The sequence below is a fragment of the Enterovibrio calviensis DSM 14347 genome (assembly GCF_000621165.1).
Lineage (GTDB): Bacteria > Pseudomonadota > Gammaproteobacteria > Enterobacterales > Vibrionaceae > Enterovibrio > Enterovibrio calviensis.
This window is the reverse complement of record NZ_JHZA01000001.1, coordinates 426,957-441,707: the sequence shown is the minus strand read 5'-3', so window position 1 is coordinate 441,707 and position 14,751 is coordinate 426,957. Positions and strand designations below refer to the sequence as shown.

Annotated in this window: 12 protein-coding genes; 8 read left to right on the top strand and 4 right to left on the bottom strand. The window is 46.6% G+C overall.

The window, feature by feature from the left end; translation table 11 throughout:
• Positions 1–36 precede the first annotated feature (36 nt).
• The 3 genes from Q365_RS0101980 to Q365_RS0101970 all read left to right on the top strand — a co-directional run bounded on the left by Q365_RS0101980 (position 37) and on the right by Q365_RS0101970 (position 3,185).
• The gene (locus tag Q365_RS0101980; protein ID WP_028021764.1) at positions 37–1,041 is read left to right on the top strand and encodes an aldose 1-epimerase family protein; all 1,005 of its coding nucleotides are present in this window, start codon (positions 37–39) and stop codon (positions 1,039–1,041) included.
• Between the two features lie 206 nt (positions 1,042–1,247).
• Complete coding sequence (gene rbsK / locus Q365_RS0101975; RefSeq protein WP_028021763.1) at positions 1,248–2,165, top strand: ribokinase; 918 nt, start codon at positions 1,248–1,250, stop codon at positions 2,163–2,165.
• Positions 2,166–2,180: 15 nt separating this feature from the next.
• Positions 2,181–3,185, top strand: a complete 1,005-nt coding sequence (locus Q365_RS0101970) for a substrate-binding domain-containing protein (RefSeq protein WP_028021762.1) — start codon at positions 2,181–2,183, stop codon at positions 3,183–3,185.
• Positions 3,186–3,341: 156 nt separating this feature from the next.
• Here Q365_RS0101970 and Q365_RS0101965 read toward each other — a convergent pair whose 3' ends face one another.
• The gene (locus tag Q365_RS0101965; protein WP_028021761.1) at positions 3,342–4,700 is read right to left on the bottom strand and encodes a hypothetical protein; all 1,359 of its coding nucleotides are present in this window, start codon (positions 4,698–4,700) and stop codon (positions 3,342–3,344) included.
• A gap of 336 nt (positions 4,701–5,036) precedes the next feature.
• Entirely contained in the window at positions 5,037–5,990 is a 954-nt protein-coding gene (locus Q365_RS0101960) for a chemotaxis protein CheV (RefSeq protein ID WP_028021760.1), read from the bottom strand.
• Between the two features lie 339 nt (positions 5,991–6,329).
• On the opposite strand from Q365_RS0101960, the gene Q365_RS0101955 reads away from it, so the two are divergent.
• Together Q365_RS0101955 and Q365_RS0101950 are read left to right on the top strand one after the other, a co-directional pair.
• Entirely contained in the window at positions 6,330–7,253 is a 924-nt protein-coding gene (locus Q365_RS0101955) for a chemotaxis protein (protein WP_028021759.1), read from the top strand.
• A 204-nt stretch (positions 7,254–7,457) separates the two neighbouring features.
• Complete coding sequence (locus Q365_RS0101950) at positions 7,458–7,766, top strand: DUF496 family protein (protein WP_028021758.1); 309 nt, start codon at positions 7,458–7,460, stop codon at positions 7,764–7,766.
• Positions 7,767–8,017: 251 nt separating this feature from the next.
• Here Q365_RS0101950 and Q365_RS0101945 read toward each other — a convergent pair whose 3' ends face one another.
• Complete coding sequence (locus tag Q365_RS0101945; protein WP_028021757.1) at positions 8,018–9,082, bottom strand: porin; 1,065 nt, start codon at positions 9,080–9,082, stop codon at positions 8,018–8,020.
• A gap of 443 nt (positions 9,083–9,525) precedes the next feature.
• Positions 9,526–11,397 (bottom strand): sigma-54-dependent Fis family transcriptional regulator, encoded by a 1,872-nt coding sequence (locus tag Q365_RS0101940; RefSeq protein WP_028021756.1) that lies wholly within the window; start codon positions 11,395–11,397, stop codon positions 9,526–9,528.
• Between the two features lie 268 nt (positions 11,398–11,665).
• On the opposite strand from Q365_RS0101940, the gene Q365_RS0101935 reads away from it, so the two are divergent.
• Genes Q365_RS0101935 through Q365_RS0101925 form a run of 3 tightly spaced genes read left to right on the top strand, consistent with a single transcriptional unit; the run spans position 11,666 to position 14,751 of the window.
• Positions 11,666–12,745 (top strand): ABC transporter ATP-binding protein, encoded by a 1,080-nt coding sequence (locus tag Q365_RS0101935; protein ID WP_028021755.1) that lies wholly within the window; start codon positions 11,666–11,668, stop codon positions 12,743–12,745.
• Positions 12,746–12,755: 10 nt separating this feature from the next.
• Positions 12,756–13,892, top strand: coding sequence for an ABC transporter ATP-binding protein (locus Q365_RS0101930; protein ID WP_028021754.1), 1,137 nt, complete (start codon positions 12,756–12,758; stop codon positions 13,890–13,892).
• Positions 13,882–14,751 carry a carbohydrate ABC transporter permease gene (locus Q365_RS0101925; RefSeq protein ID WP_028021753.1) on the top strand — a complete coding sequence of 290 codons (870 nt, stop codon included), beginning with the start codon at positions 13,882–13,884 and terminating at the stop codon, positions 14,749–14,751. Before Q365_RS0101930 ends, Q365_RS0101925 begins: the two co-directional genes overlap by 11 nt.

Genomic DNA, 14,751 nt, shown 5'->3' with positions numbered 1-14,751 from the left:
CCATTCTGCAAAGAGTGGCCACTTTTTGAGGTGTCTATGTTTACTATCCCATTATACAAAGAACAGTTTCGCAAAGAGAAAGTGCTGATTGCACAATCAGATTCATTTGAAATCTACTCCTTCATTTACAACTCCGGCATCCACGCCGTAGAGATCAAAAACGCAAAAGGCCACCTCGTTATCTTGCCATTTATGGGGCAGATGATTTGGGACGCAGAGTTTTTGGGTACAGATTTGTGCATGAAAAACATGTTTTCAGAGCCGAAGCCAGCGAAAACGATTGTTGAGACGTACGGTTGTTTTGCGTTCCACGCAGGTATGATTCGCATGGGGTGTCCAACACCTCAAGATGACCATGTTCTGCATGGCGAGATGCCTTGCGCAGCGATGGACAGCGCTTGGCTTGAAATCAGTGATACTGCGGTCACGATGAAAGGCAGTTATGAATATGTAATGGGCTTTGGCGACCATTACTTGGCACAGCCGTCAGTCTGCTTGGCGAAAGATGCTAGCCTGTTTGATATTCAAATGAAGGTGAAAAATCTCGCGACAGTGCCTATGCCGCTGCAGTACATGTGCCATATCAATACTGCCTATATCGCGGATGCAGTGATGACGCAGAATATCCCTGATCACGCATTTCAGCTCCGTGAAACGATTCCCGCACATGTTCAGCCAAACGAACAATGGCTCGCGTATAATGAAAATCTAAAAACGTCAGCCCCTATTCAAACCCTGAACACACCGGACATGTTCGACCCGGAAATTGTTTACTGTATCGATGACATTTCGCAATACGCAAAGCGCGCAGTATTCAATATGACCATGGGTGACAAGCAAATGGTGACTGAATTTAGTACCGATGAGTTTAATAGCGCGACACGCTGGATTTTGTGCAGTGGTGATCAGCAGGTCGCGGCGTATGCCCTGCCTGCAACATGTCGCCCAGAAGGTTACTTAACCGCCAAAGAAAAAGGCACGTTAATTTACCTACAGGCGAATGAAGAGCGCACCTTTACTGTGCGCACCGGCATTCGTTAACGTCCCGATTTTTATCTTCTTTGCTCTCTTCTTAACGCGCAAATAACGCCTGCTAGGAAGAGAGGAAAGAAAGAAAGAAAGAAAGAAAGAAAGAGAAAATGTCTTTGGTTTTTCAGCTCATGAGCATCGAAAAACCAAAGGCTTTTTAAGCGTCATCTTAGTAGACAAAATTCGAAAAACGTTCCTCGAGAACCAAGGATTACCCAATGAACAAGTTAGTTGTGCTAGGCAGTGTAAACGCAGACCACGTTCTTCAAGTCCCTTCTTTTCCTCGTCCCGGTGAGACTTTACATGGTCGTAACTACCAAGTCATTCCCGGAGGAAAAGGCGCAAACCAAGCAGTAGCCGCTGCTCGATTGAATGCCGACATCGGTTTTATTGCTTGCGTAGGCGATGACGCATTTGGGATCAACATCCGTGAAAGTTTCCGCTTAGACGGCATTAATATCAGCGGTATCAAGATGCAACCAAATTGCCCAACCGGTATCGCCATGATCCAAGTGTCTGACAGCGGCGAGAACAGCATCTGTCTGTCAGCAGAAGCCAATGATTACCTCACCGCGGATGCCATCAGTGATGATTTGGCGTCGATTGCTAACGCGCAATACTTACTCATGCAACTGGAAACGCCGCTAGAAGGCATTGAGCGAGCCGCTCAGGTCGCCAAAGAGAATCAGACAAAGGTGATCCTGAACCCTGCACCCGCACGCGCGCTACCTGATGCGTTATTGCAAAACGTGGATGTCATTACCCCTAACGAAACCGAAGCGGAAGCCTTAACCGGCATCACGGTTCAATGCGATGAATCCGCGCAGCAAGCAGCCAACATTTTGCACCAAAAAGGCATTGCGACAGTGATGATAACGCTAGGGGCAAAAGGAGTTTGGTTAAGCCAAAATGGTGTGGGTCAATTGATTACAGGATTTAAAGTAGAAGCGACAGATACAACGGCAGCCGGTGATACCTTTAATGGGGCATTCGTCACTGGTTTGCTTGAAGAAATGCCTATAGAATCAGCCATTAAATTTGCTCATGCCTCCGCCGCGATCAGTGTTACTCGCTTTGGCGCGCAAACATCCATTCCTCATCGTGAAGAAGTCGAGGCGTTTCTTACTAAGCAGTAATTAGGGTTAGATAATATGGCGACAATGAAAGACATTGCGAAACTGGCGTGTGTATCCACCTCGACGGTCAGCCATGTTATCAACCAATCTCGTTACGTGAGCGAAGACATTGCAGAGCGGGTAAACCAAGCCGCTCTGCAGCTCAACTATTCGCCTTCTGCATTAGCACGAAGCCTAAAAACCAATCGAACCAAAACATTGGGGATGTTGGTAACCACGTCTTCAAATCCTTTTTTTGGCGAAGTGGTAAAAGGGGTAGAACGCAGTTGCTACCAAAAAGGCTACAACCTCATCTTGTGTAATACAGAAGGTGATCAACAGCGAATGAAAGAATCGATTACCACGCTTTTGCAAAAACGTGTAGATGGGATGATTCTGATGTGCTCTTCGCTAGAAGGCGAAAACATCGACGTTTTTGATCGCTATCCCGATGTTCCCGTGGTTGTCATGGACTGGGGCCCAATGCTGTTTGCTAGCGACAAAATTCAAGATAACTCTTTTCATGGTGGTTACTTAGCAACGAAATACTTGATTGAGTGCGGCCACCAAAACATTGGCTGCATTACAGGGCCATTGAACCGCTACCAAGCCCATATGCGTTACGAAGGCTACAAGCGGGCATTAAATGAAGAAGGTCTCGCGTTTCACGCTAATTGGATCATTGAGTCCAACTTCGAATGTGATGGTGGCTATGACGCTTTTCATCGCATGTATCAGAAAGGGCCATTGCCGAGTGCCATTTTTGTTTGTAACGACATGATGGCGATGGGTGTCATCAATGCGGCCAATGAAAAAGGGATTGCGATACCGAAAGACCTCTCGATCATTGGTTACGATGATATTCAAATTTCCAAATACATGACGCCTTCACTCACCACGATTCATCAGCCTAAGCATCGCTTGGGTCAAACAGCCGTGGATACGCTGCTTGCCAAGCTCGAAAAAAATAGCGATGAGGCGAAGGTGATTCAACTAGAGCCAACGCTAGTGAAGCGTTGCAGTGTCGCAATCCGACCATAGCGGATTGCGTCTATTTCTCTACTACATTTACTTATTCGTCACCGCAATATTAATCACGCTGAATAACACCAACGCTCGATCAGTTACTCATCCAAGCAAACTTATGCTTCTAGCCACAGGATTTTCACTGATCACGGCAATAATAACGAGAGTAAATCAGCCGAAGACTTCTTCGACATCCACCACTTTTGAGCGGTTCACTGTTATTTTCCAGCGTTGCATTGTCACACTGCCATCTTGGTTTTTCTGCTTTGAAATCAAGTTAAACTGGTGACGTTTATCAATAGATTCTTGGCTGACTTTACCTTCATTTAAGGTATAGAAACGCTGTTTACCACGAGCCATCAGGCGCGAGAATGGACGAAAATCAACCCGCCACACTTCACGCGTCATGTCGTAACCACTGAGGAATTTAGTGGTCGACATCTGCGTCACCATCTTGATGCGTACCACCGATTCTTCACGCTGACGAAGCTTGCCACGACGCACTTTGCGGACATCATCAGGGATTTTATCGAACGCGATATAGTCCAGCCATTCAAGCTGATTACCAATACGCTGACCGGACGTCGGGTCGGTAAACATCTTGCGCCATTTTGGTCGCCCTTTACGAATCCAACGCCATAGCACGTCACGAAGATCATCTTTAAAGATCTCACGCAATGCGTACAAGCCCGCCATTGCCAACACGAACGACAAGGTGATTTCACCCAAGAAACTGCGCATACGAATGATCGCAATGGTCACGAAGATCATCACAAGCCCCGTTGCCGTGCCCTTCGCCAACTTATTCAAAGTTTGTCCAAGCACCACGTCGTTTTGTCGAATGGTGACAGGGTATTCAATCAAGCGACGCGCCAAACGCATTTTGTTCACCATGCGTGTCGGGTCATTTTGTGCTTTCACAGAATTGTAGTTTTTGTCTATGCGATAAGCGGCCTCTGATTCACACACGCCAATCAACTGTTCACGAATCGGCTTAAACGCCGCACTCCTTGGCATGTGTGTGACCAATGAAAGGAAGCGCTGCTCTGTAAACCAAGACAGGTAGTTATCAATGTTGTTGAAGTATTTGATCAGGTTGTCGTCTTTGGGTTTATAACGGCGCAAACGGCGAAGGATTTCCACCGCCATATCCGTGATCATTTCTAGCTGTTCAACCGACTCTTCCTCAGAAAGATCCTTCATCGAATCAAAAAATCGGTGGGTTGTTTTCTCAAGAGACAATGAATACTGATAGGCATACAAACTCAAACTGACACGATATTTATCGGACGGGAGTTTGTCTCGGCTCGCCAAGCGTGAATGTACTAGAGGAAGGTGATATTGAGACGTGAAATAGGTACGCGTGTTCGACAATACCGTGTTGTAGAAATCATCTTCACTCAATACGTTCTTGGAAAAGTTAAGTTCACCAGGAACAAAAAGGTAGAATTCGACATCCTGTCGTTTTATCTCTTCATTTAGTATCGCTATCCGTGCGGTTAATCCCTCTAATTTTTCAACAGAGATCAATTATGTACTCCAAACTTTTATCTAAACGGCCTTGTGCGATATGCCGTACAGTTTAACGAATTTGCTTTTCAAAACCGAAGTAAAAAGTGAAGGATGGAAAGAATAACAATAAGTGAGCGATTTCTAACCACCACCGATTATTCAGGTGAGAGCGCCCATAATACAAGGGTATTGACAAGAGTAGAAGCTAACACTCACTTACTTATCCACAGAAAAAGTGAATAAGTTATTCTGTGGGTAGCCGCTGTAGAGGAGCCATTTCAGGACTGCATGACTCGTAACAACCAATCTGAAGCATTCATCGACAGCCAGCACTGCTGTCGTAACCTGCCCATGCTATCTTGCCGTTTTATTCTCTAGTGCTTCTCTCATACGAGTTTGAACAACATCAACCAGTAAATCTGGCTGGAACTTAGACACAAAGCGGTCACAGCCTACTTTTTCGACCATGGCTTCATTGAAACTACCACTGAGCGACGTATTCAGTGCAATGTAAAGGTTGCTCATCCTTGTGTCAGCACGCACTTCCGAGGTGAGTTTATATCCGTCCATCTCTGGCATTTCCGCATCCGTGATCATCAACAAAATTTCATCGGTCACTTTTTTGCCTTCATCACACCAAGATTTGAGAAGATTCAGCGCCTGCGCACCATTTTTCTTTTCAATGCATTCAATGCCAAGTTGACCGAGTGTTTCGGTGACTTGTTTTCTCGCCGTCGAAGAGTCATCCACCACCAGCACTTTCTTACCCACCAAGTGCTGAGAGAGATCCTCATCAAGCACCTCATCAGAAATACCAATGTCGTAAGAAACAATCTCGGCTAATACCTTTTCAACATCAATAATCTCAACCAACTTAAGGGCATCTTCATGCTCAAGCCGGGTGATGGCAGTCAAATAGTTACCACGTCCTGTTGTCGGTGGCTCTATGATTTCATCCCAGCCCATGTTTTTGATGTACACCACTTTACCGACCAAGAATGCCTGAATGGTTCGGTTATATTCAGTGACAATCAGATTGGAATCCTGGTCTTTTTCCAATGGCTTCATGCCAATAGACTGACGCATATCAATCACAGGAATGGAATGTCCACGAATGGTTGCTAACCCACTAATTTTGGGGTGAGCACCAGGCATCTGGTTTAAATGTGGCACTTTTAGCACTTCGCGTACTTTAAACACGTTAATGGCAAAAAGCTGTCGTGTGCCCAGTTGGAAAATCAGCAGTTCAAGGCGATTTTCGCCAACAAGGCGCGTACGGGAATCTACAGAATCAAGAATACTCGTCATGGGTCTAAACCATTTCTAAACCATTGCTTGATCACATCAAGGTGTGATTTCTCTTTGTCTATCCAGTGAAAACCAATAAAGCACACTGACCCGTATCAATCATCAAGGCAGTATATTTATCGTGTTGTCTATCAACATTCATAATAGAAAAAGTTCATGAATAAAGCGAAGCCACAACGTAGATTTGCGATAACAGATCGTTACAAATCACACCGCAATAACAGAACAACTTGCTAAAGACTTGCAAAAAATCAGAACAACCTAGGTGTTATCATGACAACGAAACGCTACAATTAAAGTACAAATATAAAAACACTTCCGTTAGTGATAGGCGCGAATATGAAAAGCAAGGCCAATGAATCTCAGGGAATGCTGCTCTTTAAACTTTCAGCGATGCAGACTTTTGCTATCGGAACACTGAAAGTGCGCGAAATCGTTCCTTATTGCCCACTAACTGCACTGCCTGGCTCTCATCACACCGTGGTGGGTACGGCCAATATGCGCGGTATCACGACGCCTATTATCGATATGGCAAAAGCAATCGGATACCCCGCGGTGGGTAAAGAAGAGTATGAGAATTGCTATATCATCATTACCGATTGCCAGCGCCGCGTGGTAGGTTTTCTTGTTCGTGGTATAGAGAAAATCAGTGAGTGTGACTGGCGCAATATTACGCCACCGCCCAACACGCTGGGCTCACATGCTTTCTTGACTGGCGTGATGAATGTTGAAGAGAAAATCGTTCAACTGCTCGACGTTGAGCTCATCATGTCGAAAGTATTCCCTACCTCAGCAGATAAACTGCACCCGATCCTTGCTGATGTTGATCGAGAAAAGCTCAAACCTATGCATATTCTGTTGGTTGATGATAGCAGCTTAGCAAGGCGTCAACTCTCTGAAGCACTCGACAGCATCAACATCCCTTACGTGGTTAGCGGTGATGGCCTTGATGCATTGGAGAAGATGAAAGAATCTGCCATGCAAGGACGACCATTCGATATTGTGGTCAGCGATATTGAAATGCCGGGCATCGATGGCTATGAGTTAGCCTTTGAGATCCGCAGTAACAATTCGTTATCAGAAGCTTACCTTATCCTCCATACTTCCCTATCAAGCGAAATCAGTGTTGATCGCGCCCATCAAGTGGGGGCACATGAAGCACTAGAGAAATTTGATGCGACTGAATTGGTCACTGCCATGTTGAGAGGGGCCACATTAAAAACCCAGAGTGAATCTGTTCGACTAGAAGGCACCGTCGAGTAATTTACTTTCATTTGTCGTCATGCATACCTACGAGCCCAAGCAATGGCTTTCACTGCATGACGGCAAAAACTGCTAAGAGTTTCGTACATTCCACGCCGATTACAACTTCCCAAATTACTCACTTTTCCTTGATCAAAAGACTGTTTCCGACGCCCTCAATGTGGTTTAATTTCGTCAGGATTACACATAGAAGGTTGAACACAGATGAACAATGTATTCGAGATCGTTAAGTTCTCTCGTCGCAAAAATAAACTGAAGCGGGAAATTCAGGACAACGAGAAAAAAATCCGCGACAACCAAAAGCGCGTTACCTTGCTTGAGAACCTGCTTGACTACATTCAGCCAAACATGACGCCTGACGAGATCGTTGAAATCGTCAAGAACATGAAAGCCGATTATGAAGATCGTGTAGATGACCACATCATCAGCAGCGCTGAGATTTCAAAAGAACGCCGTGAAATCAGCCGTCAAATCAAAGAATTGACGCGCCAAGAGAAAGAAGGCAAAAAATAAGTCATTATGCATAAGATGCTTGAGTAAGCAGTGGCATGATTGAACAAAAGGAGGCTAATGCCTCCTTTTTTGTTGCATGGAGAAAAGTGATACCAATCATCGCTTTGCCAATAAACGGATGTACTCAAGTAATCTGAAGAGGCAGGATTCAGCGAGCCTCTTCAGGTTATTGGGTATATAACGGAAAAAGCTCAGCAAACATGCTGAGCTTTAAAGGCAATGTGAAGTTTAAGCGTATTTAACGATACTGATTACCAGTAAACACGTGCACCGATTGCGAACTGAGCGTCACCGTCTACAACACTAGGTGAAACGCTGAAACCATCATTTTTGTTGTTCTTGTAACCCAAAGTAACGCCGTCTGAGTATGCCGCTTCAGCCCAAAGGCGGAAATATGAATTGAATCTGTGTACTGCACCTACGTAAACATTGGTGTAGTCATCATTCTCAGCAAGTCCAACTTGGTCAGCACGCGCTTCAATCTCAGTGAGTTCGTAACCACCGTATACGTCAGATTTAGCTGACAGTGCATAGTTCAGCGCTAGTGTGTAACCTTGGCGATCAATGTCTACGGCCAAAGCATCACTTTCCATTGCGCTGCTTGCGAATTGAACACCGACATTCAAGTCACCAAACGAACGATCTGCCCACAATGTGTAGTAAAGGTCGTCTACTGCACCCGCCTTAACGTTAACAGTTTGCGTTTCGTCAACCTTATAATCAAATGCGCCATGTTCTTGCTCAGCAGAAGAAACACCCGCGGTTACTGAGAAGCCTGCGATGTCTTTGCTCACAAATAGTTCAGCAACTTGTGCAGCTGCACCGTCTTCTGCAAGGCCATAGCTCGCGTCAAACGTTGCAAAATCCGTATCTAGAATGTATCGAACAGCGCTGTCGTGCTTACCACCGGAAACCGTACCTTGTACGATGTGAGAGCCACCGAACCAGTATGAGTTATCAACACCCCAAAGGTCATCTGCTGTCAGGTATTGCTTACCCAGAATCACTTTACCGAAGTCACCCGTAAAACCGAAGTAGCCTAAACGGTTTGCCATCGCATCTTTGTCGTAGCTAATGCTGTACTCAAGTCTTGCGAACACATCAACGTCATCAGTGACAGTGTAAAGCGCATTAACACCGGCGCGAGAGCTGCCGTCATTCAGAGTGATATCTTTGTCTGGTGACTTAGATAGTGTTGCACGAAGTTGGCCGTAGACTTCTACTGAACCCGCATCGCCGCTATATGCTTCGAATGCGCTTACGTTGCCTGCCAAAAGTACTGCTGGGATTGCTACTGCTAAAATTGTCTTTTTCATAGAATACGTTCCTGTATTTCTTATAAATTCCGTTTGCATTGATGCTGCGGAATAAAAATTAACATCCTAGAAACACAGAGTTCAACGATATATTTATTAACATTTAAAGCACTTGACAGATACTTAGCCTAACAATTCACCAACATTTAATCATTCATAAAACCGCCATAAAATCGCATAACAAGTCGCCTAATTGAATCAAACAATGCATTTATGCAACTAAGCATTCACTCACCAGAAAAACAAACTCGCTCAATTCCCACACAGAAAATGCGTAAAAAACACGCAATACGGTTAACATCACTCAAACGATTAATGCGACTAAAGTCTCTTTTTTAAGAAAAAATATTTAGAGTCATAATGAGTTTTTTCGGCACAATACGGAAAGTATGTGCAACAAGATGCTAATTTAATTGACATTTACGAGGAGGATGAAGGGTTGGTTATTTGATACCAAGGACCCGAAGACGCTTGTAGATGGTGTTACGGCTTACACCTGAAATTTCTGCAATGCGGGTGATGTTACCCTCCGTTTCGGCATACAACGAAGGAAGGCTCTCGCGCCAGCTCGCAATTCGAGGAGTCACATTTAGTTGCGGTGATTGTGGAACAGCATCATGTCGAAGGTCTAGAAAGAAATCATCCGGCAGGTGATGAGGTTGCACTCTCTCACCGTTCGACAACGCCAAGGCAACGCGGAGTGTGTTCACCAACTGTCGAATATTGCCCGGCCAAGGGTGACGAGCAAACAGATCAAACACATCATCATCAATTTGCGGGCTGATCTCCCCTGCAAGCTCAGGCAATAACACGGTAACAAGCGCGTTGGTGTCAGAACGCTCTCTCAATGCGGGTAAGAAAAGTGTTAATCCATTGATGCGATAATAAAGGTCTTCTCTAAATCGTTTCTGTGCGACCGCTTCTCGCAGCGATTGGTGTGTTGCACATATCACACGAAAATCCACGGCATAACTCTCTGTGCTGCCAAGCGGTGTCACGGCTTTCTCTTGCAGCACTCTGAGTAACCGAGCTTGCACATGCAATGGCATGTCGCCAATTTCATCCAGCATTAAGGTGCCGCCGTCGGCTTGCCGAATATAGCCAATGCTGCCTTTTGCACTCGCCCCTGTGAACGCACCTTTCACATAACCGAACAATTCAGATTCCACGAGATCTGCAGGTATTGCTGCACAGTTTACCGCCACCAGCTTTTTGCCGACTCGGCTCGAAGACGCATGGGTAGCTTTGGCAAAAACCTCTTTGCCTACGCCTGTTTCACCTTGGATCACTAATGGAATATCGCTGTTCACCACACTTTGAGCTTGGCGAATGGCTTTTTGCATTTTGGCGTCGCCTAGATCCAAATGCTTCAGCCGACGCTCGCTCGGCTTTATATTCACATTTGATGGGGGTGTTGTTGGCGCTGAAACAGGAAAAGGCACCGAAAGTGGCGAGCGAATGGTCTGATTGACGGGTCGCTTAATCGTCCCAAACAGACGGTACTTAGATAACCCAATAAATGAAAGGGGATGATGTTCAGGGTGTGCTGACAATTTGAGTGCTGAAATCCCTGTGACAGAAGCAATATCCAGCCCCACCAGCGTTTGTCCGACCAACAGATCAGCACGGCGATTGGCCGCAATGATGTCTCCCGCTTCATTGAACACTAACAATCCGGCCCATTGGCTTGCGAGGTTATCGCTGCTGGTGTTAAACGTGAGCATGTGACAGTGATGGTGATAGTTGGCAATGATCAACTGGTTCTCAACCGCCTGCGTCATTACCTTTACCATGCCTGTCACGTGTGATGTCGGCAAATACGCATCAGATGAGATGTTTAACACCCCCACCAAATGACGGTCACTGTTGAATATCGGCGCAGCGGATGCGGTCATGTAACGATTTGCGATTAAGTAATGCTCGTCTCGACCTACAGCAACGGCTTCTCCTGTTTGCAAAGCCGTCCCTACCGCATTGGTCCCGTTGTACTTCTCTCTCCAGTTAGTCCCGTGATCAAACAAATGTTTCTCCATTTGATTCACAAAACCCGGCCGTCCCCATCGACTCAGTAAATTCCCGTCATTGTCAGCTAACAGCACCAAACTGTTGCTGTTCACCAAAATGTTCTCGTAAAAAGGTAGGACTTGCTCTTGGGTGGTTGCAATCAAGTCATGAGAACGATCGCGTACATTGCTCCACTCTCCATTATCGAGCTTCACTATTTCAGGCGTGTTTTTTGGCATCAACCCAAATGACTGACAACGCTGCCAAGAGGCTTGGATTATCTGATTATGAGAGTGAGCTTTATCGCTCATGACAACGTCCCACCATGCGCATTCGAACATAAAATGAGCGTTAAGCATTGTTCACATTGTGTTAACAGTCAACACAATAGGTGACAGTTTTTTCACAGTCTTATTGTTCATTATTAAATTATATATCTAAAAATCATGTAGATAACATTTCATTAACTATTGGCACACTTCTAGCGTATATCGTTCGGAATGTGATGAATGTGCGCGTTTTCGCTAAGAGGATTTTCACGCTACCACATTGACCCCAACACTGATTCAGGGAGCCTTCATGTCACTTGAACTGAAAAGCGTCACACGGATAAATAACAACGAAGTATGGCTAGATAACATTGATCTGCGCATCGAGCCCGGTTCATTCAATGTTCTGCTCGGCAGGACATTGGCAGGAAAAACCAGCTTAATGCGATTAATGGCAGGCTTAGATAAGCCTTCTTCTGGAAGCGTCTTGTTTAACGGGCAGGATGTAACCGGCGTGCCAGTACGAGAACGTAACGTGTCCATGGTGTACCAACAATTCATCAATTACCCGAACATGACGGTGTACGAAAACATCGCATCGCCATTGCGCCTTGAAAAGCATCCTGAACACATCATCAAAGAACGCGTTCAGGAAACCGCCGAAATGCTTCGAATCGAATCTTTCCTTAATCGTCTTCCTCTTGAGCTTTCTGGCGGTCAGCAGCAACGCACTGCCATGGCACGCGCCTTAGTCAAAAGTGCCGATTTGATTCTGTTTGATGAACCTCTAGTCAACCTCGATTACAAACTTCGAGAAGAACTTCGCCAAGAAATGCGTGAACTCTTCGCGGAGCGCAACACCATTGCTGTTTACGCCACCACCGAACCTAACGAAGCACTGGCATTGGGTGGCAACGTGTTGCTGATCCACGAAGGTCAAGTCATCCAATCTGGGCCCACCGCCGAGGTTTATCACCACCCGGCTTCTGTCACCTGTGCCGATTTGTTTGGCGAGCCGCCCATCAACCTGATCCAAGGCAGTGTTGGCGAGGGCAATGTCTCTTTCAATGAAACGATTCACTTTCCACTCAATACGGATCTGAGCGAACTCAATGAAGGGCAATACCAATTCGGTATCCGCCCAAACCATTTGAGCTTGGTGCCTCACAACGACGATGACCTCGAACTGTCTGTTGAGGTTGAATTGGCAGAGATCAGCGGCAGCGAAACCTTCCTTCACGTACGAAATCGAGACATCAATATGGTGCTTCATTTACCCGGTGTTCACGATTACCCCGTCGATGCGCGCATCAGTATCTATGTGCCAACGCACAAGCTGTATGTGTTCGACCAATCCAAGCAGCTGATTCAATCAGCGCGCCGTTTGTGAGGAGATAAGCATGGCAGAAATAATTCTCGATTCACTGGCGCATTCTTACTCGCCCTCTCCACAAGGTCGCAGCGACTACGCCATCAGAAAAATGACCCATACGTGGCGAAATGGCGGTGCCTATGCCCTGTTAGGGCCTTCTGGCTGCGGTAAAAGTACCATGCTCAACATCATTTCAGGCCTGCTCACGCCGTCCGAAGGGAAAGTGGTTTTCGACCATCAAGACGTCAGCCAACTTGCCCCGCAAGAAAGAAACATCGCGCAGGTTTTCCAGTTTCCCGTGGTTTACGACACCATGACGGTGTACGACAACCTCGCGTTCCCGCTGCGTAATATGAAAACACCCGAGGCCAAAGTGCGCTCTCGCGTCAGCGACGTGGCGGAACTGCTCGAACTGACTCCGGTTCTGGATAAGCGCGCCAGCAATCTCTCCGCAGACGAAAAACAAAAAGTGTCGATGGGGCGAGGGCTGGTTCGCGAAGACGTTTCCGCCATCTTGTTCGATGAGCCACTGACGGTGATTGACCCTCACCTCAAATGGAAGCTGCGCCGAAAGTTGCGACAAATCCACGAACAGTTCCACATCACCATGATTTACGTCACCCACGATCAGCTTGAAGCCGCCACGTTCGCGGAAGAAATCGCCGTGATGTATGACGGTGCCATTGTGCAATTTGGGACACCTCGCGAGTTGTTTGAATCCCCCAATCACACGTTCGTTGGGTTCTTTATTGGTAGTCCAGGGATGAACTTGTTGCCTGTACAAAGAAGCCAAGACGGCAATGTCAGCTTTGAAGAGATAGACATGTTGCTCACTGCTGAACAGCGCGATGTGTTGGCACAAACAGAGAGCAACAACATCAAAGTCGGTATTCGCCCTGAGTTTGTTCATTTATGGCAAGAGAAACGAGACGACGCATGGCAAGTCCCGGTGGAGTTCGTTGAAGACCTCGGCACCTACAAAATTGTGACGGTTCGTTTTGGTAGCCAGCCCCTAAAACTGCGCATTGCCGAGGAAGCGCCCGTGCCCACGGATCACGCCCATATTAGCTTTCCTGCCCAATGGCTAAAGCTATACATCGACGAATTTCTGGCTGGAGAACCCCAACAGCCCGACATAGAAACGGGAGCGCAGGATGCAAACTAAAACCGAAAACAATCGCGCATGGCTATTGGTTATGCCCGTGTTCCTCTTGGTTGCCTTCTCCGCCATCATTCCGCTGATGACGGTGGTGAACTACTCCATTCAGGATATTTTTGACCAAAACACGCGCTACTTTGTCGGCACGGAATGGTATCGCGAAATCCTTAACGACCCGCGCTTACACGACTCGCTCGTGCGCCAGTTTATCTATTCCTTCTGCGTACTCGCCATTGAAATACCACTGGGCATTGCCGTAGCACTCACCATGCCAGCCCGAGGGCTCAAGGCCTCAATCGTGCTGATCGTGCTCGCTGTTCCGCTACTTATCCCATGGAACGTGGTCGGCACGATATGGCAGATATTCGGGCGAGCGGATATTGGTTTGCTCGGCTGGTTTCTCAATAACATTGGCGTGGAATATAACTATGCGTCAGATCCGGTGGATGCGTGGATAACCGTACTGGTGATGGATGTGTGGCACTGGACATCGCTAGTAGCGCTGCTTTGCTATTCAGGGCTTCGCGCCATACCTGATGTTTACTACCAAGCCGCAAAGATTGACCGCGCTTCGAACTGGGCGGTGTTCCGTTACATCCAACTGCCTAAGCTCAAAAGCGTGCTCTTGCTGGGCGTTCTGCTGCGCTTTATGGACAGCTTTATGATCTACACCGAACCCTTTGTGCTCACCGGCGGTGGCCCCGGCAACTCCACCACTTTCTTGTCTCAAGCTCTCACCAAGATGGCGGTAGGTCAGTTCGATATTGGCCCTGCTGCCGCATTTTCGATCATCTATTTCCTCATCATTTTATTGGTGTGTTGGGTGTTCTACACCGCCATGACCAGCATGGACAGGAGGGATTAA